Source organism: Sphaerospermopsis torques-reginae ITEP-024 (assembly GCF_019598945.1).
Lineage (GTDB): Bacteria > Cyanobacteriota > Cyanobacteriia > Cyanobacteriales > Nostocaceae > Sphaerospermopsis.
The window spans coordinates 4,785,125-4,807,898 of sequence record NZ_CP080598.1 but is presented as its reverse complement, the minus strand read 5'-3'; the positions used below and the strand labels follow the sequence as shown (position 1 = coordinate 4,807,898).

Here is a 22,774-nt window from a genome sequence, read left to right as displayed (position 1 = left end):
AGAGACAGTATTGCATCAATAATAAGCTAAGTTAAATCTTCAATAAATGTTCAATAGTCATTAAAATTACTATAAAAAACACTAGAAAATAGATGGTAATTTTCAGATGGTAATTTTACATCATTTATCAGATTTTATTAACCCAGATATGGAGATTGAACTTGCACCACCTAACTATTACTATGAGGGAAAATGTCCCCAAACAGGGGAACTTCTGAAATTACCACGCACAGCGTTAAGTGAAGCTATTGCTAAAGGTTTAATGCAGCAACTTCGGGAAAATAAAATTTATCAAAATGAAGGAAAAATGTATGGTATTCTATTAGTTGAATTACCCAATGGTGAACAAAGAGTTATTAAAGCTTTTTCTGGTCTTTTAAATGGTTTAAGTGTAGTTGCAGGTTGGGTTTCACCTATTCCCGGAAGACAAGAAATAGCTTTAGCAGAAAAGCAAACTTTAACAGAATTGGAAAAAATTAAACAGGAAATTATTCAACTTCAACAAATTCCAGAACGACAACAATATGAAACCTTAGCTGCTGAATTTAAACAGCAGTTAGAAATCATGAATTTACAATATAATTATAGTAAAAAACAACGACAAGAAAAACGCCAACAATATCAACAAAACCTCACAGGAGAAAAGTTAGAACTTGCTTTAGCAGAACTAGAAGCAGAAAGCCGTCAGCAGAGAATTGAAAGAAAATACCTTAAACGTCGTCAAAATGAAATTTTGCACCCCTTAAAGGAAATAATAACAGCGGCAGATAGCAGAATTAGAGAACTTAAACAACAGAGAAAAGAGCTATCCAGGGAATTACAAAAGCAAATGCACGCAGCTTATAAATTAACTCATTTTTCGGGAAAATCTTTATCTATCCAACAATTACTACCAACAGGAACACCGACGGGAACAGGTGAATGTTGCGCTCCCAAGTTGTTACATTATGCTGCAACTCATCAATTAAAACCCCTAGCAATGGCGGAATTTTGGTGTGGTGAATCTTCAGAATATGATAAAATTCAGGATACAATTCATGATACAAGTCAGGATACAATTCAAGATAAGATTCCAGGAGAATTTTATGGTGCTTGTGTTGAAAGATGTCAACCGTTGATGGGGTTTTTGCTATCTGGTTTAAAAATTGCAACTTCTGATTTTTACAACTTAGAAATTATTTATCAAGATGAATGGTTAATTGCAGTAAATAAACCACCGGGATTATTATCAGTACCGGGGCGGTATGTAGAAAACCAAGATAGTGTTCTCAGTCGTTTACGAAATTTGTATGATTGGGAGTTAATGTCAGTGCATCGTTTAGATCAAGAAACATCTGGGATTTTAATCTTAGCACGGAATAAAAACACTTATGCACAGCTAAATCAGCAATTTGCCAACCGACAAATACATAAAATATATGAAGCGATTATTGCAGGTTCACTGACCACAGAACAAGGAGAAAAAGGTATTATTAATTTACCATTGTGGGGAAATCCTGAAAACCGACCTTATCAAAAAGTAGATTGGGAAAAAGGTAAACCCAGCGTTACGGAATATCGAGTTATTGAAAAAAAAGGAAATTACACCCGTGTAGAATTTAAACCCCTAACAGGAAGAACTCATCAGTTACGGGTTCATGCTGCGGATGTGGCAGGATTGGGAGTTAATATATTAGGCGATCGCCTATATGGTTGCAATGCTAACGCTACTCGATTACATCTACACGCCAGAGAAATCACATTTAAACATCCCCACACAGGGGAAAATCTGCATTTACAAACAGTAACACCGTTTTAAGGGAATAGGGAATAGGGAACAGGGAACAGGGAACAGGGAACAGGGAACAGGGAGCAGGGAGCAGGGGGAAGTGATCTCGTTGATCTCGTTCCCAGTCTCAGACTGGGAATGCCACCAAGAGGCTATGCCTCGACTTTTACCTCCTGACTCCTGCCTCTGGTTGGTGAGCGACTTGTACTGAGCGCAGTCGAAGTAAGTCGAACCACTGACTCCTGACTCCTGAACTCCTGACTCCTGAACTCCTGACTCCTAGAACTCCTGACTCCTTGATCTCCTTCTTCTCAGATGTAGCCTTTATCGGTAAACTCATATATTGCATACTCATAACTGGAGAAAAACACTTTGGGCATAGAATTACGCAGTTTCGTATTTCTAGACAACCTGCAACCGCAACACGCAGCATATATGGGAACAGTAGCCCAAGGTTTTTTACCATTACCAGGGGATACATCCCTGTGGATTGAAATCTCACCCGGTATTGAAATCAATAAAGTTACAGACGTAGCCTTAAAATCTGCTTCTGTCCGTCCGGGAGTGCAGATAGTAGAACGACTCTATGGACTTTTAGAAATACATTCCGGTTCTCAAGGAGAAACACGAGCCGCAGGACAAGCGATTTTAGACTTGTTAGGAGTCAGAAAAGAAGACTGTCTCAAACCCCGTGTGGTTTCTAGCCAGATCATCCGCAACATTGACGCTTACCAAACCCAACTCATCAACCGTACCCGTCGCGGACAACTGTTATTAGCAGGACAAACCCTCTACGTTTTAGAAGTTGAACCCGCTGCTTACGCTGCACTGGCAGCTAATGAAGCGGAAAAAGCAGCCGCAATTAATATTCTGGAAGTCCAAGCTGTCGGCAGTTTTGGGCGACTTTATTTAGGAGGAACGGAACGAGATATTTTAGCCGGTGCAGCAGGAGCTTTAACCGCAATTGAAAATGTACCAGGCCGCACTCCTCAAAGTCAGCGTCAAGAATAAAAGGATTAATAAAAATGGCACATCAACAACATCTAACTTTATTAAAATCAGGTGCAGTCACTTGGACAGGATGGAGAAAAGAAAACCCGGAAATTGAAATTGATTTGAGTACCGCTAACTTAGTAGGAGAAAACCTCCGGGGTGCAAATCTCCAAGGTGTGAATTTAAATAAGGTAAATTTAAGTCATGCTCTGCTGGTGCGAACAAATTTTCAAGGTGCAAATTTAAGTAATGCTAATCTCTCTCACGCTAAGTTAATTGAAGCTAACTTTTATCAAGCTAACTTGAGTATCGCTAATTTCCAAGATGCCATTTTGACCCAGGCAAATTTATCTCAGGTAACTTTAATTGGTGCTGATTTAAAAGCTGCTAATCTCATCTGTGCAATTATCACAGACGCTAATTTAATTGGTACTGATTTTCATAACGCTAATTTAAAAGATGCTGATTTGGCTGCTAGTAAACTCATCCGCAGTAATCTGAGTTTTGCTAATTTGATGGGTGCTAATTTAATTAATGCTGACTTTTCAGAAGCTAATTTATATGAAGCAGAACTTATGCAAAGTTATCTTTATCAAGCTAATTTTTATAAGGCTAATTTAACTAGAGTACATTTAGGTAGTTCTTATCTATTTCGAGCTAATTTGAGTGAAGCTAATTTAACGAATGCTGATTTAACTGGGGCTAATTTGAAATATGCCAATTTAGCAGGTGCAAATCTTCAAGGTGCTAATCTCAGAGGTGCAATTTTAACAGGTGCTAACTTCAAAGGTGCAAATTTACAAGATGCAATTATACCAGTTACTTTTAGCTATGATTAGAATCGGCAAACTAATCAGCGTAAATATATAAATTATTTAAATAGCATTTTGCCAAAAAAGTTACACAAGTCATTTTTCCCGCTAAATGTCTGAGAATTACTGTCAATAAGTTTTTTTCAGATAACGATTTTCCAAGGGTCTTGACTTCTTGAGTGGTTATGGTAATATGTGTATTTGAATAATCCAAGGGATATTAATGTCTTAGTTAAGATTTACCAAAATTTAAAGATTTGTAAAATAAATCTAGACTCTCTAGTGGACTAGAGGGTTTAGGATAAATTTAACAACACAACAGGACTCTCAGCCAAAAATTGGTAACATAAGCAAAACAAATTGCTGATTTTTGGCAGAAATGCCCTAAACCTTCCTTGAGAAGCGAAAGGAGCAAAAGCTATGCTTAACAAATCAGTCAATTTTGGTCTTTTAGGTTTACTTGTTGCTATATCCCTAACTCCTAGCGTACAAGCACAACAACAGCAAAACTCGCCTTCTACCCCTGCGGGTGAGACAAACACCATGCCCCAACAACAGGGAGATCAGCGTTTTCTAAACATGATGGTTCACCATGACCAAAAAACCTTGCAAATGGCAGATTTAGCCATACAAAAAGCAAAAAATCCGCAAATAAGAGCATTAGCTACTGAGATAAAAACCGAGCAAACTAAAGAAATTGCCCAGTTAAAAGCTTTGCACAAACAGTTATATAGCGCAGAACTTCCTGCCGGTACAATGAATTGTATGGGTATGAGTATGGGTATGGGTGGTATGGGCGGAATGATGAGTTTAGAATCTTTAGAAAATGCCCCCAACTTTGACCAGGAATTTTTGCGGCGGATGATAGATCATCAACAAATGTCAGTGAAGATGGCAAAGAAAGCTGCTGAAAATGCTAATGAGCCACAAATTCGCAATTTAGCTCAAGCTATCATCAAAACGCAAACTGCCCAACTGGAGAAATTGCAGCAGTTAGAAAAGGTGACAGGTGACAGGTGACAGGTGACAGTTATCAGTTATCAGTTACAGCATATTTCATACCAGTGAGGTACAAATTCAAATCATAAAACCCTTGTGGAACAGGCATCCTGCTTGTTAACCTTGTACCTCATTTACCTCGAAACTGCTGTATCAGTTGAATCTTAATTTTTTGTTCACTTGATTTTTTCACTTTCTTGTTTAAAGTTATGACAATCAAACTTACAGTACCGGGAATGGCTTGTTCTGCTTGTGCCAACAATATTACCAATGCAGTTAAAGCCGTAGATGCTAACGCTAACGTGGAAGCTGATCCCAAAACCAAACTTGTCAATGTCGATACTCAAGCTTCAGAAACTGCTATTAAAGAAGCTTTAACTGCTGCTGGTTATCCTCCTGCTTAATAGTTAGGGAGATGGGGAAGCAGGGGAAGCAGGGGGAGAATATTTATCTTTTGCCTTTTGCCTTTTGCCTTTTGCCTTTTCCTGTTCCCTATTCCCTATTCCCTATTCCCTACTCTAAATTATGAATAATATTACTCTCAAACTCAAAGGAATGAGTTGTGCTTCCTGTGCTAATAATGTGGAACAAGCTATACTTGCAGTTCCTGGTGTGATTGATTGCAATGTTAATTTTGGTGCAGAACAAGCAACTATTAATTATGAACCACAACAGACTAATTTAACAGAAATTCAAGCTGCTATTGAAGATGCTGGTTATTCATCTTTTGCTATGGCAGAAGCACAGGGTGAAGATAATATGGAACAAGTCCAGAAAATAGCAGAAGAACAAGAATTAAAGCTTAAATTATGGACAGGGGGGATAATTAGCATTTTTCTGTTTGTCGGTTCTTTACCGATGATGACGGGATTAAAATTACCTTTTATTCCTGATTTTTTACATCATCCTTGGTTGCAGTTAATATTAACAACTCCGGTGCAGTTTTGGTGTGGAGGTGCGTTTTTTAGAAATGGTTGGAAGTCTTTAAAACACCACACCGCCACGATGGATACTTTAATTGCTTTGGGTACTGGTGCTGCTTATTTTTATTCTTTATTTGTGACGCTGTTTCCAGGTTTTTTTATTGCCCAAGGTTTAGAAACTCATGTTTATTATGAAGTTGCAGCAATGGTTGTAACTTTAATTTTGTTGGGGCGGTTTTTGGAACATCGTGCTAGGGGACAAACTTCAGAAGCTATTAGACAATTGATAGGTTTGCAAGCAAAAACAGCTAGAGTTGTGCGGGATGGAAAAGAAATTGATGTTCCTATTCAAAATGTAATTATTAATGATATAATTTTGGTGCGTCCTGGGGAAAAAATTCCCGTTGATGGGGAAGTAATTGATGGTAATTCAATGGTTGATGAAGCGATGGTAACGGGTGAAAGTTTACCTGTGAAAAAGCAAGCTGGTGATGAAGTTATTGGGGCGACAATTAATAAAACTGGTAGTTTTAAATTTAGAGCAACTAGGGTAGGTAAGGATACTTTTTTAGCACAAATTGTTAAATTAGTCCAAGAAGCTCAAGGTTCTAAAGCTCCTATTCAAAGATTAGCAGATCAGGTAACAGGGTGGTTTGTTCCTGCTGTTATTGCTATTGCGATCGCTACTTTTTTGATTTGGTTTAATTTTACAGGTAATTTTACCCTTTCTCTGATTACAATGGTGGGTGTTTTAATTATCGCTTGTCCTTGTGCTTTGGGTTTAGCTACTCCTACTTCTATAATGGTAGGAACTGGTAAAGGTGCGGAAAATGGTATTTTAATTAAAGATGCCCAAAGTTTAGAATTAGCACATAAAATTAAAACTATTGTACTTGATAAAACCGGGACTTTAACTCAAGGTAAACCCACAGTTACAGATTTTGTGACTGCTAAAGGTACAGCAAATCAAAATGAATTGAATTTATTAAAATTAGCTGCATCTGTAGAAAGAAATTCTGAACATCCTCTAGCGGAAGCTGTGGTAAAATATGCCGAATCTCAACAGGTTAATTTAACAGAGGTTACGGATTTTTTAGCTGTTGCTGGTTGTGGTGTACAAGGTATTGTTAATCATCATTCAGTGCAAATTGGGACAGAATACTGGTTAAATCAATTAGCAATTAATACCGATGCTTTGCAAGAATATAAAATTGCTTGGGAAACCGGAGGAAAAACTGTCATTTTAATGGCTGTTGATGGAGAATTAGCAGGAATAATGGGTATTGCGGATGCTTTAAAACCTTCCTCAACAGCAGCGGTAAAAACATTGCAAAAGATGGGTTTAGAAGTGGTAATGTTAACAGGAGATAATCAACCTACTGCGGAAGCGATCGCTCATCAAGTTGGTATTTCTCAAGTTTTTGCTCAAGTCAGACCTGATCAAAAAGCTGCTATTGTAAAATCATTACAATCCAAAATCCAAAATCCAAAATCTAAAATTGTCGCCATGGTGGGGGATGGTATTAATGATGCACCAGCGTTAGCGCAAGCAGATGTAGGAATAGCTATTGGAACAGGTACAGATGTGGCGATCGCTGCAAGTGATATTACTTTAATTTCTGGAGATTTGCAAGCAATTGTCACCGCTATTCAACTTAGTCGCGCTACCATTAATAATATTCAGCAAAATCTCTTCTTTGCTTTTATTTATAACATCATTGGTATCCCTGTTGCGGCTGGTATTCTTTACCCTATTTTCGGTTGGTTACTTAACCCCATTCTTGCAGGTGCAGCAATGGCACTTTCTTCCGTTTCTGTAGTTAGCAATGCTTTAAGATTACGTAAGTTTCAAGCAGGAGTCAATTAAGTGTTAAATAAAACATTAACTCAAAAATTCAATCAAAAATTCAATCAAAAAATCCTGTGGGTAAGTCTTGCTTGTTTAATGTTATTAACATCAAGTCCAGCAAAAGCAGAAAATTCCTATTCACATTCACAACATAATCAAAATAAACATTTTCAAATAATTCAGCAACCTTTAGAATTAAAATTTGCAGTAACTATTGCTGGTTTAGGTTTAATAGGTTTAGAATTATGGTGGTTTATTTTCGGGAAATCAGAGGTAGGAAGGTAGGAAGATAGGGAGTTTAATAACCCAATTACCAATTACCAATTACCAATCACCAAATTTATTTCTGAATAATTGGACAAATACTATCTTCAGGTTTGATTTCTGTATTTTGCCAACCGGAAAGTAATTGATTAATTTCTGAGCGTAAAGTTAATAATTGCTCAATTTGATGATCAATCTGTGATAACTTTGCTTGCAGTTTTTCTTGAATTTCACAACAAGGGGGTTTACCGTGATCATAAACTTCCAAAATATCTTTAATTTCTTCTAAACTTAAACCCAAATGTTGCGCTCTTTTAATAAAAGATAATCGAGTTAATACATCAGACGAAAATTGCCGATAACCTCCTTCAGTACGTGCTGATGCTTGAATCAAACCTAAACTTTCATAATGCTGATGCTTGAATCAAACCTAAACTTTCATAATAACGAATTGTTCTAATAGGAACACCACTTTTTTCTGTTACCTGACCTATTAAAAGTAGTTGTTTATCTTCAATTAACACAGCAGATTTTCCCAACTCTTGTTTTGATGATAACATACGAATGGGAAATAGGGAATAGGTTAACAATCTTACCCAATCACCAATTACCAATTACCAATGAAGTACCGAAAATAACCGTTTTTATTTGCTGGGTGTGATATTTCTAGATTACCCCCTTGACTATAAGTATAAATCTAAAAATGAACGTCAATTCAGCAAATTTGAACTATACTAGAAAACCTAAAATTTTCAATCAACCAGAACGTTTTATTGAAGGTTGGTATTGGGTAATACCTTCTAAAAAGTTACGAGTTGGTGAAGTTAAACCCGTGACAATTTTGGGTAGAGAATTAGTAATTTATCGTGGTGAAGATAAACAAGCTGTGATTTTAGATGCTTACTGTCCTCATTTTGGCGCTCATCTGGGAGAAGGAACAGTAGAAGGTAATGAAATACGCTGTTTTTTTCATCACTGGAAATTTGATTCTGAAGGTTTTTGTGTAGAAATTCCTTGTTTAGAAGAACCTGTTAAAGTTAAAGCTAAAAGTTGGCCTACTGCTGAAAAATATGGTTTAATTTGGGTTTGGACAGGAGAAACACCTCAACAACCTTTACCGTTTATTCCTGAGTTGGAAATGGAAGAATCTGAAAGTGCTTTGAGTGCAAGATTTATCACCAACTGTCACCCTAATGTTTTTATGATTAATGCTATTGATGCTCAACATTTTAACACAGTTCATAAATTACTATCAGAATTTAATTTTGAAAAACAAGAAATCAATGAAAATGCCATTACTTTTACTAATACTACTCACTCAACTCCTGATTACTGGTTAATGAAATTGATTCGTTCCTTTTATAAAAAACCTGTTCATTATCATCTTTGTTATTGGTATGGCACGACAGGAATGATTACAATTAGTGTAGATTTTTTACAATTTAATCTTATATTTGCTTCCCGTTTAATAGAAGCGGGTAGAGCAGAAATAATGACAATATTAATGACTAAAAAACGTTTGGGTATTTTCGGTAGATTACACAATCGCTTGGTTTTATGGCTGAGTAAATTTGTGGCTGAAGACTTTATCAAAGACGACAACAAAATTTTTCAAACTATTCAGTTTAATTTAAAATCTCCTATTGACCTAGATCAACCCATAATTCAATTTATTGACCATTTAGAAAGACAAAAAGCTTTAAAATGGGGAACTTGGTATATAGATAGAATGAATGACAGTGAAGTGAGAGAAATAGAGAAACGCCCAAAACGGGAAAAATGGCACGATGAATTAGTTAATGATTGAAAATTCACCATTTTCACAATAAAAATGAAGTGGTTTGTTTTGCCACTTCATCAATTCCCAGGTAGAACCTTAGTATTGAGTATAACGACTACAAAATTTTAAAATAGTATAAGATCAAACAGAATTGAAAATTCTATTCATGCCAGTGAACAGAGTATTGAGGATGAACAGGGTATTGAGGAGTTATGTCGATGAACGATGGCAATGGCGCATTTTGTCAATGTCCGTTATTGCTAAATTTAAATACATTTGCTGTAATTCTGTGGATAGATTCGGGTTTTTGATCAAATGTTCTATCCTGCTTTCCAACAGAGAAATCAGGGTATTTAAGTTTTCCTTGGGAACAGGATGTTGTGGTTGTATTTGCCAATCTGGTTGTTGAGGTGATTCTGGGGAATTAGTTTGGTTACTGAGATATTCTGCTTTCTCAGCTTGTAATTGCGCTACATTTCGCTGTAAAGTTTCTATGACTCCATACATTTCTAAGGGATCAAATATCCGCAACAAGCTGGTTTGAGTCACTATTCCTAACTTTGATCCCCAATCCCAGGATACAACTAATCGTTGTACTCGCCGCTGCTGCATTTCTTGATGGGCTGACCATAGGGAATCTTCTGGAGTTAGCAAAAACAAGGGTGTACTCATCACTGTTCTTGCCTCAATTTGACCTAAATTTAACCCCAATGCTTGAAATTGTACAATGTCTCTTTCGGTAACAATGCCTACAGGCTTAACAGCGTGCAGAATATTATTCCAGGAGTCTGTTTTGGTTATGACTATACAACTCACTTTATGAGTTGCCATCATCTGCGCTAAGGTGAGTACAGAAGTTGTTGGTGGTGCATGGATTACCTGGGTTGTCATTACCTCTGACACGCGCCTCATTTTTAGTAGGTTTGTGGGGCGTAAAATTTGTCTAATACTTTCTGGGGAAATAATTCCTAATACCTCTTTCTGTTCATTGACGATTACCAAATGGCGAATACGATACCGACGAAATAAAAACAGTGCGGCAAAGATGTCCTTGAATGCAGTTTCTGACAGGGTAATTACTGGATGCGCCATGACATCAGCTATTTTTACCCTAGCAAAATCCGTACCCGCAGCCGTAAATCTCACAATATCTCGTTCTGTGAAAATACCTAATAACTCCCTCCTTTCCATGACGAGTACACAGCTAGATCGTGTACCTTGCATGGAATTAAAGGTAATTCCTGCATCAAAATCCGATAATAAGCAACTATTACCTCGTGTCTGATTCATTAAATTTACAACTTCTATCAGGGAAGTATGGGGTGCAACCACCAGTGGTTGCTTATCTATTGCATCTTCCAAGCAGGGAACGCCAATGAGTGGATCATCAATTTGCATAGATTATTAGATATAGATTATGGATGATAAAACTAATTATGAAGTTTTGTAAATTTATTAGCAATAAATATATTAAATTCTGCAAAATATAGATATAATACGAGAGATGTAAAAGATAAATGGGAGAAAAGCTCGCTATATAAAGGTTATAAGCTTTAAAAGGTAAATTACCGTTAAAGATTTAAACTTGCATATCCAAGGGCAGATGGTCAGGTAACTGGAGAGGAAAAGGAAGATATATGAGGTATATGGCTCTATTGAGAGGCAATATCTACATCAGTCCTCACCCATGCCAGAAATTCGTTGCATTTTGCCATAAAGCCTGTCTAAAACCCTTTTCACGGATACAGGTTGCCACTGATGTCCTCGCTTGGTGGTATATCCTTGCTGATTGAGCCAGGCAGAAATTTGTGGTAGTGATTTTCCTGACTTGTGATGACGGCGAATTAATTCAATAATCTGTTGTTCAGCGGGATTGTCTACTAATTCACCATTAACTGATTGCTGACCAAAAGCGGGTGAACCATAGCCAGCATAGCCGCCACTGGCAGCTTTTGCTTTCCGGGCTTGGTTGAGTTTTTCCCAGAGGGAGTGGTCTTTCGATTCTTCAGCAGCCATTGTTTTCAGAATTTAATTACCTCTGTCAACATGGTACATCAATTACTGGTGATTGCTGGTAAATGAGTCAGATTTTTCAGGCTTTTCAAGATAGGGGGTGTTGGAATGCGATTGATTTTGCTAGGAGTGCCGGGTAGTGGCAAAGGTACACAAGGGGCAATACTGTCCAGCCAATGGCAAATTCCGCATATTTCCACTGGTGAAATATTACGTCAGGCGATCGCTAATCAAACTGCTTTAGGCTTGAAAGCAAAAGCGTATGTAGAAAAAAGTGAATTAGTTCCAGACTATTTAATTTTTGATCTCATCCGCCAACGCTTAACTGATTCATCTACTCAACGGGGTTGGATATTAGATGGATTTCCCGGTAATTTATCCCAGGCTCAGTTTCTTGATCAACTATTAGCAAGTTTAGGACAGTCTTATGACCGAGTTTTCAGCTTGTATGTGCCAACAGATGTTTTGGTACAAAGGTTGCGGCAAAGGGGGCGTTCAGATGATCAACCTGAACTTATTTGTAAGCGAATAGAAGTTTATCAAGAGCATACTGCACCCGTAATTCAGCATTATCGCCAACAAGGATGTTTAACAGTGATTAATGGCGATCGCCCTGTGGAAATAGTGACTCATTTTTTACAAACTTCTTTTTCTGATTTGAGTTTAACAATTCACCAAAAAACCTTGAATACTAGCAAAAGACTAATCAACCAAGAACCACAAATTTTATCGGCGTAACATCAAAACAAAGCAGAAAAAACGAGTATTTTATGCGTAAGCAAAGAAAAATTAAAAGACTGAAACTTTTATTTCATCAAGGTTACAGCAATTCTGATCTCAGTTTTTTCTCAATAGAGAAATTAACTCATTGCCATCCCACCTTATCTTTTACTGTTTTCCCTTTCACAACCACCAATCAAAATTGAAAAAGATTAAACAAGGAGTTGATATGACAACAGTTGAATATATCCAGGAAACAGAGTTCAAATCACTATTAAGTGATAACGAAATAGTTGTACTAGACTGCACAGCAACTTGGTGCGGACCTTGTAAAATGGTTAGTCCTTTGATGGATAAACTCGCTGATGAATACAAAGGTCTTGCCAAAGTAGTCAAATTAGACGTGGGTGAAAATCCAAATGTTGCCAAACAATTAGGTATCCGCAGTATTCCCGCAGTTATGTTTTTCAAGAACGGTGACTTATTGGAAACAATTGTTGGTATAGCTCCTTATGAAAAATTCAGCGCAGCTTTAACCAATATACTCAAAAACTACCCACAAGCGACTCAAAAATGAACCAAGTTCTGGTTTCTCCTGACATTACCAACCAGTTTTAGAACTTCTACCACATCTAAAACGGTTTTAGAGATTTCTGAGGAGTCAATGCTGGTGTTCAGATAGTCTACTCAGCCTCATTTTTAAACATTTACCAAATCAAAATCCCACAGATTCATACTCATTGCTTTAAGGATTTCAACCATGATGAAGGCTGAAGATATAATGACCACAAAAGTGGTAACAATTCGTGGTTCAGCAACAGTAGCAGAAGCAGTAAAACTGATGAAAGATAAGAAACTGCGCTCTATCGTTGTCGAACCACGCACAGAAAACGACCCCTATGGCATAGTCACAGAAACTGATATCGTTTATAAAGTTGGTGCCTATGGCAAAGACCCTAAACAAGTGCGAGTTTATGAAATTATGACCAAGCCTTGTGTTGTAGTCAATCCTGAGCTTGGTGTAGAGTATGTAGCGCGTTTGTTTGCCAATACAGGTATTCGTCGCGCTCCTGTAATTAAAGGTAAATTGTTAGGAATTATATCAATTACTGATATCCTCAGAAAAAGTGACTTTGTGGAAAATCCCAAAAGCACTTTTGAAATGTATTGTGAAGAATTTCCTGACGCTCCAGAGGCAAGAATTTACGAAGATTAAACGTCAAAATTCATTTTTTTGTACTTTTTGCACAGGTAACTACACTCATTTACCAAAGATCAAAATCTGAAAACATCTAAGGAATGAGTGAAAAAAATCATCAACATCCGCAAATTAACCCGAACAATTTTTCCAACCAATTTTCCAACCAACCAACTATTGACAGGAAATTATAAAAATATGATGAAAGCAGAAGACATAATGACCACAGAAGTGATTACAATTCGTGGTTCAGCAACAGTAGCAGAAGCAGTGGATTTGATGAAATATAAAGGATTACGTTCTTTAGTTGTGGAACCACGCACAGAAAACGATCCCTATGGCATGGTAACAGAAACTGATATTGTTTATAAAGTAGCCGCTTACGGTAAAGACCCTAAACAAGTGCGAGTTTACGAGATTATGACCAAGCCTTGTATTGTAGTCAATCCTGAGCTTGGTGTAGAGTATGTAGCGCGATTGTTTGCCAATACACGTATTCGTCGCGCTCCTGTAATTAAAGGTAAGTTGTTAGGAATTATATCAATTACTGATATCCTCAGAAAAAGTGATTTGTTTGATAATCCAAAACCCATATTTATTGAGGATGAAATAGAAGCTGCACGGGAAGAAGCTAGAAGAATTTGTGCAGTGAAAGGAGATACTTCTCGTGAATGTGCAGCAGCTTGGGATATTGTAGAAGAACTACTGGCAGTGGCATCTGATCAGCGGTTAGTCAAGGAAAAGATGGAGTCTTAACTATTGAATCAGATGTGATATCAATCCAGGCGATCGCATCTGCTCAATTATTTGACTTATTTGATATCCTCCCTACTCTATCAGGGTAGGGATTCTGGGATCAAAAAGTTTTTCCTCTTTGCATCCTTCCTTGGATCTTGGTGTGAAAAAATCATGATCTTGGCGGGCAAAATGCCCACCCTAAACACCCTACTTACCCAAAACCTGCTGCAAAGTCTCAACCAACCGATCCACATTTTCAGGACGACTATTAAAACCCATCAAACCCACACGCCAAACCTTACCCGCTAACTCTCCCAAGCCGCCACCAACTTCAATATTATGTTCTAGTAATAACTGCTTTGCTACGGCTTTTCCATCTACCCCATCAGGAATACAAACAGTAGTTAAAGTTGGTAAACGATATTCCTTAGCAACGTGCATTTTTAAACCAATTTCTTCTAATCTTTGCCAAAGATATTCAACATTTTTTTGATGACGTTGCCAACAATTTGTTAAACCTTCTTCCGCCACTAAACGCAAAGCTTCCCGCAAACCATAATATAAATTAATCGGTGCAGTATGATGATATATGCGTTCATTACCCCAATATTTTCCTAACAACAACATATCTAAATACCAGTTTGCAACTTTAGTCTCCCGTTTCTGCAACTTTTCCATTGCACGGGGACTCATGGTAAAAGGAGAAGCACCAGGAGAACAACCTAAACCTTTTTGACTGCAACTATAAGCTAAGTCCACACCCCACTCATCTAAGAAAATGGGAACACCACCCAAGCTGGTGACAGTATCCACTAATAACAAAGTTCCATGTTTGCGGCACAACTCACCCACATCTTCTAAAGGTTGACGTGCGCCGGTGGAGGTTTCTGCATGAACTAATGCTAAAATTGCCGGTTTGTGAGTTTCTAACGCTGTTTTAATTTCATCTACAGAAAATACCTGTCCCCAAGGTTTAGTAATAGTGCGTACATCTGCGCCATATCTTCCCGCCATATCTACCAAACGATTACCGAAGTAACCAGCAACACCAATTAAAACTACGTCTCCCGGTTCTACAGTGTTAGCTAGAGTTGCTTCCATCGCTGCTGTACCCGTACCACTGACGGCGATCGTGTGGGGGTTTTCCGTTTGCCAAACGTAGCGTAGCAAAGATTGAATCTCATCCATCAATGCTAAAAATGCCGGATCTAAATGCCCTAAAGGAGTGGTATTCATAGCCTGTAATACCGCAGGATGGGCGTTAGAAGGACCAGGACCTAGTAATAAACGGTTGGGAACTTCTAAAGGTGAAAGTTGTAACTTTTGACTGTCGTTGATAGAAATTGTCGATGTCATAATTTTTGTGAGGCTAGACGGTAATTAATAGCTATCAAGCCAATTTTACTCTTCAGTTCTGGCTCTTCGATAGCGTATCACTAAAGCCAAAGTTCCACTAATGCCTGGCCTTAGCCATTCTCCTGCCTCCTGACTCCTGACTCCAGAGGGCAACCACAGGGGGTTTGCCCCTACTGACTCCTGACTCCTTAATTCTGACAATGAACTTAATAAACTAAACTATTACGAAAATATCCATTCTCTTCAGCCAATTTCTCTGTGATAATTTGTTTATAAACCGCTTCATAACCATCAGTCATTTGTTTGACACTAAAATGGTTTTCTACATATCGCCTACAAGCATAACGGTTTAATCTTTCTATTTGCTCAATAGCCTCAATACACTCCTGAATATTATTACAAAGAAAACCTGTTTGTTTATCAGCAATTACTTCGGGAGTTGAACCCATTCGCATCGCAATTACAGGTGTACCCGATGCCATTGATTCTACCATTACCAAACCAAATGGTTCTCTCCAAGTAATAGGAAATAAAGTGGCATAAGCAGAACCCATGATAGTATTTTTTTCTGCGTGGTTAGCTTCACCTAAATATTGAATTTGCTTACCATCAATCTGGGGTTTAATTTCCTGCTCAAAATATTCTATATCCACTCTATCTATCTTACCTGCTATTTTCAACTGCCAACCAGTTTTTTTGGCAATTTGAATTGCTAAATGTGTGCCTTTTTCTGGCGATATTCTGCCCACGAATGCTAAATATGGTGGATCTAAAGGTTGAGGATAAAACTCATAACTACTAACATCAATTCCATTGTACACTGTTGATATATAATTTAACCCTAACCTGGGTTCTCTTTGGGCATCAGAAATACTCACATAAGGCTGTTTTTTGGCATATTTAAAGATTTTTTCGTTGTCAGAAGTAAAAATACCATGCAATGTGTGAACTGTGGGAGTTTTTACCAACTTTGTGTATGCTAAAGGTGTGTGTCCTGCATGAGAGTGAATAAGATCAAATTTTTCCGCTTGTTCATAAACTGAGGCTAGATTTAGCAATTCATAAATACTGTAATCTTTGACAGTATTATCCAATCTTAAAGCCCGCGGATGAACTGATACTAACTTAGCCAGAGTCAGAGAATCTCCTGATGCAAATAATGTTACTTCATGTCCTCTTTTGACTAATTCATCTGTTAACAAACCCACGACTAATTCTATTCCACCATAAGCTGGAGGTGGTACTCTCTCCCACAGTGGAGCAACCTGGGCAATTCTCATTATTAACCCCCTAACCATTAAGAAGTTGCTGGAAAAATACAGAGAAAAAACTCGTAAATATTAACCTAATACTTTTACTAGCTTCACAATCTTATGCTGGAGCTTTGATATCTTTTGTCTATCTTAGGTAGGGATATTTTCCTCTACTTTAGAGGTAAATTAGTAATTTGAAGGAGTCAGGATTTCCAGGAGTCAGGAGATCAAGGAGTCAGGAGTCAGGAGTCAGGAGTCAGGAGTCAGAATATTTGTTTGTAGCAGTGATCTACAGAAGTACGTTTTTTAATCAATTGATAATTGATAATTGATAATTGATAATTGATAATTGATAATTGATAATTGATAATTGATAATTCATCATTTATAATTAAAAACCTCCTGACTCCTGACGATGATATAATCTAATACAATAAATTAAGAACTAAATATAAACATGAATATCCCTCACTCAAGCAAAAAAAAGTCTATGACATGGCAGGCAGTTTTTTCAATACTGGTATTTTTGTTTATGTACCTGCCTATCCTGGTACTAGGATTTTATAGCTTTAACCAGTCACCTTACAGCGCAAGTTGGCAAGGATTCACTCTAGAATGGTATCAAAAACTATTCACAGATGCTCGCATTTTATCAGCTTTAAAAAACAGTTTGCTAGTAGCCTGTAGTGCAGTTGCTGTTTCCGCAGTCTTGGGAACTATGATGGCTGTAGGTTTGGCACGTTATAATTTTCCAGGAAAAACATTGTATCGTGGTATATCGTATTTACCATTATTAATTCCTGATATTGCGATCGCAGTTTCTACCCTTGTTTGTTTAGCTGCTTTTGCCATACCTCTAAGCATCTGGACAATTGTAGCTGCACATATAGTTTTTTGCCTAGCCTACATCGGTTTAGTAGTATCATCCCGACTTAATAACCTCGATCCCCACCTAGAAGAAGCCGCACTAGACTTAGGTGCAACCCCTATTCAAGCCTTTATTAAAGTAGTTTTACCCCAATTAATGCCAGGTATTATATCTGGTTGTTTACTAGCTTTCGTCCTCAGTTTAGACGACTTTCTCATCTCCAGTTTTACAGCAGGTAGCGGTTCTAATACCCTACCAATGGAAATATTTAGCCGCATCAGAACTGGAGTCAAACCAGATATTAACGCCCTCAGCGTCATGTTAATTTCTATTACCGCTACCGTGGCGGTTGTAGCTGAATTAATTCGGGCTTCTGGAGAGAAACAAAATAATTCATAATTCGTAGTCACTACCCAATTACCAATAATATCAAATCCGTCTAAAAAACACACTCAAAATCAGCTACAAACCTTTTTGTTAAGAGATTGAAACATTGAAACTATGTGCGTTTAACCGGATTTGATATTACCTACAAACCACCGCAAAAATCCCAAAACCAACAACAAAGGCATCAACCAATCACCCCAACGCACATATAAAGTCTGACTTTGCCGAGGATAAATAATTTCCGCATGAGTTTCATAACTATTATACCCTGACTTCCACAAAGTTCTCCCATGAGGATCGACAAAAGCCGAATAACCGGTATTTGTTGCCCTCACAGCCCATCGATCAGTTTCAATTGCTCGCATGATATCCTGGGCATGATGTTGATCTGCCATTGCTGCCGTATAATGGGCATCATTAGAAGAACTTAAAATAAATTTACCCCCATTAAAAGCCTGATATCTAAAGATTTCCGAAAAAGCAGACTCATAACAAATACCCACAATAACCCGCCCCAAAGGAGTATCAAAAACTTGATTTTTTGCCCCATGTACTTGATGTTCATCCAAAGGAGATAACCGTTGAACTAACGCCCCAATAACTTCTTCAAAAGGAACAAATTCCCCCAAAGGTACAAGCTTTGACTTATCATATCTGCTAGTAACTTCCCCTTTACCATTTACCCCAAATAAACTATTAGTATAACTTCTCCCCCTTTCACCAAAACCACCGATCCAAACTACAACCCCTTTATCCTTCACCGCATTTAACAAAGGAGTATTTTGAAAATTACGTTCATATAAAGGTAAAGCACCTTCAGGAGTTAACACCCCATCAACACCTTGATTTGCTAATGTTAAATATCCATTAGTATAGTTTGTAATTGCTCGTCTAAATCCTTGAGGAAGCAACTTAATTTCATTAGGAATATTACCTTGAATGATGCCTATTTTTAATGCTGTATTTTCATGATTATTCAAAGGTTGAGAATAAAGAACAAACCCCAAAAAATGGGAGATAATTAACAGTATTGTAGCTGAAATTAAATATTTATTAACGAACCACAGAGACACAGATAACACAGAGTTTTTTCTTTCTTCCTTTGCTTCCTTTTCTTTCTTTTCTTCCTTTGCGCCTTTGCGTCTTTGCGTGAGATTATATATCCAAGACTCCGCAACCAAACCATTAACCGCCACAATAACCGCCGTTACCGTATTCGGTCCAGAAAATTGCCCCAAATGCAAAATTACCAAATTATGCGGTGATTGGGTGTAAGAAAGAGAACTCCACCATAAAGATCCAGAACTCCACAAACTTTCCAAACCACACCATAAACCAGTACCAATTAACACCCTTAACCAAGGCTTTTGTTTATCTAACCGCACCATCAAAAACGCCCAAAGAGAGACTAACAAACCTCCCCACAGGCTAATAAATGACCAGCAAAATAAGGTAATAAATAAACTCGGCCACCAAGGTACACCTAACCATTTCATGGGGTGAATACCTGTGATCCATGATAGGGCTATTCCATGATAGGCGATCGCCCATAAAAAGGCAGAGGGCAGGGATTTATTAGTATATTTAACAACTATTACCCACAGGGGTGCAAGGGCAACCCAAGCAAAAAACCAAGCACCAACGGGGGCGACTGTCACCCCCATCAATGCCCCGCTAGTTAAAGCTACTATGTAAGGGAGTAAGTATTTTAACTTCTCCCTCATAAATTTACTCGGCGGAATCTTCAGCATCTCCAGCATCGGGGGGAACTACTGCTACTCCGGTAATTGCGTCATCTTCATCGAGTTTCTGTACTCTCACTCCGGTTGCTGTACGTGATTGTACGGAAATTGCATTTACAGATTGGCGGATAATAATACCGCGATTCGTGGCCATCATGATCTCTTCGTCGGGGTTAACTATTCGCAGGGTTGCTAGTTGATCCTTGGTTTTACGGTTTTTGAATTTGGTGGCGGTGATACCTTGTCCGGCGCGGTTTTGTAGTCTAAATTGTCCTACGGGTACGCGCTTTCCATAGCCTCCCATTGTGATGATCAATACCCAGGGACCTGTACCGCTGTTGTTGGCGGTTTCTTCGCTGTTTTCTGCGGTTTCTTCTATGTCAACGGTTTCTTCTTCTATTTCCGTTTCTGCATCTGTGTTTAAGGTTGCAAGAATGGCAGCAGGTAATATATCCATTCCTACCAGTTCATCACCCGCTTTGAGTTTCATTGATTTAACTCCACGAGTTGCTCTACCTAATGGACGCATTTGATCGTTGTCACAACGGAAGTGAATAGCCATTCCTTGTCTTGAACCAATGATGACGCTATCTTCTGCTTTGGCACGTCTCACCCAACGCAAATGATCGCCTTCTTCTAAGGAGATGGCTATTAACCCGTTAGCGCGAATGTTGCTAAATGCTTCCAGGGCGGTTTTCTTGATGTTACCACCTTTCGTGAGCATGACTAAATATTCTTCGCTGCTAAATTCGTCTACGGGTACTATGGAAGTGATTTTTTCTTCTTTGGGTATGGGTAACATCTGGACGATGGGTGTACCCCGACTGGTGCGTGAACCTTCTGGTATTTGATATGCTTTGAGGCTGTAAACTACGCCGCGATCGCTAAAAAATAACACGCTATCATGATCACAGCAGGTTAAAAAATGCTCGATGGTATCATCATCTTTGACTTTAGCACCGGCTTTACCTCTGGTGGCTCGGTTTTGGGCTTCAAAGGTATTCACGGGCATCCGTTTGATGTAACCTTGTTGTGTCACCAAAATCAAAACTTTCTCATTTGCGATCAAGTCAATATCATCTATTTCCCCTTCTGCATGGGTGATCGCTGTGCGTCGCGGTGTGGCAAACTGGGTTTTAATTTGGGTAATTTCGGTTTCAATAATTTCCAGTACCCGTTCCCTTCTATCCAATATATCCCGCAAATCTGCAATTTGTACTTGCAATTCTTCGTGTTCTAAGCGAATTTTATCAGCTTCTAAGGCTGTTAACCGCCGCAACTGCATCTGTAAAATTGCATCCGCTTGAACTTCGGAAAGTCCATAGCTACTAATTAATTCACCTTTTGCTGTGGGTGCATCTGGGGCGCTCCTAATTAGGTTTATAATTGCATCTAAATGAGATAAGGCAATTAATAAACCTTGTAATAGATGATCTCTTTCCTCTGCCTTTCTCAGTTGGTAACGGGTACGTCTGTTAATAGTTTCAATGCGAAAATCTAAAAAGACGTTGAGGAAGTTTTTCAGGGTGAGTATTTGTGGTTCTCCATTTACCAACGCCAACATATTCGCGCCAAAGTTAGATTGTAATGGAGTTTGTTTATAAAGGTTATTTAAAACCACACGGGGATAAGCATCGCGTTTCAATTCAATTACGATCCGCATTCCATCCCGATCGCTCTCATCTCGGATATCTGCAATACCATCAATTTTCTTATCATTCACCAACTCGGCAATTTTTTCAATTAATGCCGCTTTGTTGGTTTGGTAGGGTAACTCAGTAACAATTATTGCTTCCCTGTCTGGGCGGTTGCGATTTGAAATAGTTTCAATGGTCGCTACACCCCGCATAGTAATCGAACCCCGTCCGGTGGTGTATGCTTCTTTAATGGCTGATGTTCCCAGAATTTGCGCCCCTGTGGGAAAATCAGGACCGTGAACATACTGCATCAATTGAGTATCATTTATTTCTGGGTTATGAATTAATGCCACTAACCCATCAATCAATTCTCCCAAATTATGCGAAGGAATATTTGTAGCCATCCCTACCGCAATTCCCGAAGAACCATTCAGTAATAGTTGGGGAATACGGGAAGGTAAAACCGTGGGTTCTTGTTGAGAACCATCAAAGTTATCAATAAAATCTACAGTTTCAGCTTCAATATCTTGCAATAATGAATGACTGGTTAATGCTTGTAGACGACACTCTGTATAACGCATTGCCGCCGGTGGGTCATTGTCAATAGAACCAAAATTACCATGACCGTTGATTAAAGGCGATCGCATGGAAAAGTCCTGCGCCATCCGTACCAAAGCATCATATACCGCCGTGTCACCGTGGGGGTGATATTTACCCAAAACTTCCCCCACCACACGGGCGCACTTTCTAAACGGGCGATCGTGCAGCAAACCCAACTCGTGCATAGCGTAGAGGATGCGACGATGTACAGGTTTAAGGCCATCCCTAGCATCTGGTAACGCCCGACCGACAATTACGCTCATAGCGTATTCTAGATAAGATTGCGACATTTCTTGTCGTAAATCCGTCGGGATAATCCTCTCCTGTGAGGTTGTCATAAACCGCAAAACTCCAAAAAACGTAGATTTTAGCCTTTGTACTTGACAAAATACAAAATTATGTCAAATTAATCTTGAAAAATTGTCATATTTTGCTATAATTCTAACATATATTGACCCCGTTTGTGGTAAAGACAGTCAAACAAAAAGATCATATCAGAGAAAAGTAAGAATTTAGGAGTCAGGAGTCAGGAGTCAGGAGTCAGGAGTCAGAATAATTATCAAATCATAAATTCACAAATTCAAGATTTTATTAAAAAAATGAAGCTAATAATTGAGGATTCAGAATTAAAAATTCAAGATTGAGGATTGAGGAATAAAATCAGTTTGATGTTTGATAGCCTACGCCACGGTGCTACGCCACGGTGACAGTTTCAAGAGTTGGATAGGAACGATTTTTTCTTTATGTAGGAATTACAGCTATTTTCAGGTAAATAAACCACATTTTGATTTAGGTTTCGCGTCAACAATGTAGGGGAGAAGCATTCGGACAATTAATTATCGGTTTTTACCTAAGACTATCATCCGAATGCTTC

General features: G+C 38.3%; 19 protein-coding genes and 1 pseudogene. 13 read left to right on the top strand and 7 right to left on the bottom strand.

The annotated features are described in order from the left end of the window. Positions 1 to 106: 106 nt before the first annotated feature. The 7 genes from K2F26_RS22340 to K2F26_RS22310 all read left to right on the top strand — a co-directional run bounded on the left by K2F26_RS22340 (position 107) and on the right by K2F26_RS22310 (position 7,629). Positions 107 to 1,798, top strand: a complete 1,692-nt coding sequence (locus K2F26_RS22340) for an RluA family pseudouridine synthase (protein WP_220609541.1) — start codon at positions 107 to 109, stop codon at positions 1,796 to 1,798. A 342-nt stretch (positions 1,799 to 2,140) separates the two neighbouring features. After that, positions 2,141 to 2,779, top strand: coding sequence for a beta-carboxysome protein CcmP (gene ccmP, locus K2F26_RS22335; RefSeq protein ID WP_096570820.1), 639 nt, complete (start codon positions 2,141 to 2,143; stop codon positions 2,777 to 2,779). Positions 2,780 to 2,793: 14 nt separating this feature from the next. Next, a complete protein-coding gene (locus K2F26_RS22330; protein ID WP_220609540.1) occupies positions 2,794 to 3,600 on the top strand; it encodes a pentapeptide repeat-containing protein in 807 nt (268 codons plus the stop codon). A gap of 393 nt (positions 3,601 to 3,993) precedes the next feature. Continuing rightward, a complete protein-coding gene (locus K2F26_RS22325; RefSeq protein ID WP_220609539.1) occupies positions 3,994 to 4,593 on the top strand; it encodes a DUF305 domain-containing protein in 600 nt (199 codons plus the stop codon). A gap of 188 nt (positions 4,594 to 4,781) precedes the next feature. Next, positions 4,782 to 4,976 (top strand): heavy-metal-associated domain-containing protein, encoded by a 195-nt coding sequence (locus tag K2F26_RS22320; RefSeq protein WP_096570826.1) that lies wholly within the window; start codon positions 4,782 to 4,784, stop codon positions 4,974 to 4,976. 121 nt (positions 4,977 to 5,097) lie between these two features. Beyond that, on the top strand, positions 5,098 to 7,362 hold the full coding sequence (locus K2F26_RS22315; protein WP_220609538.1) for a heavy metal translocating P-type ATPase: 2,265 nt from the start codon (positions 5,098 to 5,100) through the stop codon (positions 7,360 to 7,362). After that, a complete protein-coding gene (locus K2F26_RS22310) occupies positions 7,363 to 7,629 on the top strand; it encodes a hypothetical protein (RefSeq protein ID WP_246605455.1) in 267 nt (88 codons plus the stop codon). Positions 7,630 to 7,684: 55 nt separating this feature from the next. On the opposite strand, the pseudogene K2F26_RS22305 reads toward K2F26_RS22310, so the two are convergent. Then, positions 7,685 to 8,132 (bottom strand): annotated as a pseudogene (locus tag K2F26_RS22305) (heavy metal-responsive transcriptional regulator). A 179-nt stretch (positions 8,133 to 8,311) separates the two neighbouring features. Here K2F26_RS22305 and K2F26_RS22300 point away from each other — a divergent pair. After that, complete coding sequence (locus K2F26_RS22300) at positions 8,312 to 9,415, top strand: aromatic ring-hydroxylating dioxygenase subunit alpha (RefSeq protein WP_220609537.1); 1,104 nt, start codon at positions 8,312 to 8,314, stop codon at positions 9,413 to 9,415. A 183-nt stretch (positions 9,416 to 9,598) separates the two neighbouring features. Here K2F26_RS22300 and K2F26_RS22295 read toward each other — a convergent pair whose 3' ends face one another. Both K2F26_RS22295 and K2F26_RS22290 read right to left on the bottom strand, forming a co-directional pair. Continuing rightward, the gene (locus tag K2F26_RS22295) at positions 9,599 to 10,786 is read right to left on the bottom strand and encodes a CBS domain-containing protein (RefSeq protein ID WP_220609536.1); all 1,188 of its coding nucleotides are present in this window, start codon (positions 10,784 to 10,786) and stop codon (positions 9,599 to 9,601) included. A 276-nt stretch (positions 10,787 to 11,062) separates the two neighbouring features. Next, a complete protein-coding gene (locus K2F26_RS22290; protein ID WP_220609535.1) occupies positions 11,063 to 11,404 on the bottom strand; it encodes a recombinase family protein in 342 nt (113 codons plus the stop codon). 105 nt (positions 11,405 to 11,509) lie between these two features. Between K2F26_RS22290 and K2F26_RS22285 the strand changes: the two genes are divergently transcribed. The 4 genes from K2F26_RS22285 (at position 11,510) to K2F26_RS22270 (ending at position 14,075) form a co-directional block, all read left to right on the top strand. Further along, positions 11,510 to 12,139: an adenylate kinase gene (locus tag K2F26_RS22285; RefSeq protein ID WP_220609534.1), complete on the top strand. Its 630-nt coding sequence runs from the start codon at positions 11,510 to 11,512 to the stop codon at positions 12,137 to 12,139. 211 nt (positions 12,140 to 12,350) lie between these two features. Beyond that, a complete protein-coding gene (gene trxA, locus K2F26_RS22280) occupies positions 12,351 to 12,698 on the top strand; it encodes a thioredoxin (RefSeq protein ID WP_220609533.1) in 348 nt (115 codons plus the stop codon). 183 nt (positions 12,699 to 12,881) lie between these two features. Next, positions 12,882 to 13,337 carry a CBS domain-containing protein gene (locus K2F26_RS22275; protein WP_220609532.1) on the top strand — a complete coding sequence of 152 codons (456 nt, stop codon included), beginning with the start codon at positions 12,882 to 12,884 and terminating at the stop codon, positions 13,335 to 13,337. 180 nt (positions 13,338 to 13,517) lie between these two features. Beyond that, on the top strand, positions 13,518 to 14,075 hold the full coding sequence (locus K2F26_RS22270) for a CBS domain-containing protein (RefSeq protein ID WP_220609531.1): 558 nt from the start codon (positions 13,518 to 13,520) through the stop codon (positions 14,073 to 14,075). 189 nt (positions 14,076 to 14,264) lie between these two features. Here K2F26_RS22270 and K2F26_RS22265 read toward each other — a convergent pair whose 3' ends face one another. Then, a complete protein-coding gene (locus tag K2F26_RS22265) occupies positions 14,265 to 15,413 on the bottom strand; it encodes an alanine--glyoxylate aminotransferase family protein (protein ID WP_220609530.1) in 1,149 nt (382 codons plus the stop codon). A 206-nt stretch (positions 15,414 to 15,619) separates the two neighbouring features. Continuing rightward, the gene (locus K2F26_RS22260; RefSeq protein ID WP_220609529.1) at positions 15,620 to 16,693 is read right to left on the bottom strand and encodes a glycosyltransferase family 4 protein; all 1,074 of its coding nucleotides are present in this window, start codon (positions 16,691 to 16,693) and stop codon (positions 15,620 to 15,622) included. 505 nt (positions 16,694 to 17,198) lie between these two features. Between K2F26_RS22260 and K2F26_RS22255 the strand changes: the two genes are divergently transcribed. Further along, positions 17,199 to 17,933 (top strand): ABC transporter permease, encoded by a 735-nt coding sequence (locus K2F26_RS22255; RefSeq protein ID WP_246605454.1) that lies wholly within the window; start codon positions 17,199 to 17,201, stop codon positions 17,931 to 17,933. Positions 17,934 to 18,043: 110 nt separating this feature from the next. On the opposite strand, the gene lnt is transcribed toward K2F26_RS22255, so the two are convergent. Together lnt and gyrA are read right to left on the bottom strand one after the other, a co-directional pair. Next, entirely contained in the window at positions 18,044 to 19,645 is a 1,602-nt protein-coding gene (lnt, locus tag K2F26_RS22250; protein ID WP_246605453.1) for an apolipoprotein N-acyltransferase, read from the bottom strand. A 4-nt stretch (positions 19,646 to 19,649) separates the two neighbouring features. After that, complete coding sequence (gene gyrA / locus K2F26_RS22245; protein ID WP_220609527.1) at positions 19,650 to 22,238, bottom strand: DNA topoisomerase (ATP-hydrolyzing) subunit A; 2,589 nt, start codon at positions 22,236 to 22,238, stop codon at positions 19,650 to 19,652. Positions 22,239 to 22,774 lie beyond the last annotated feature (536 nt).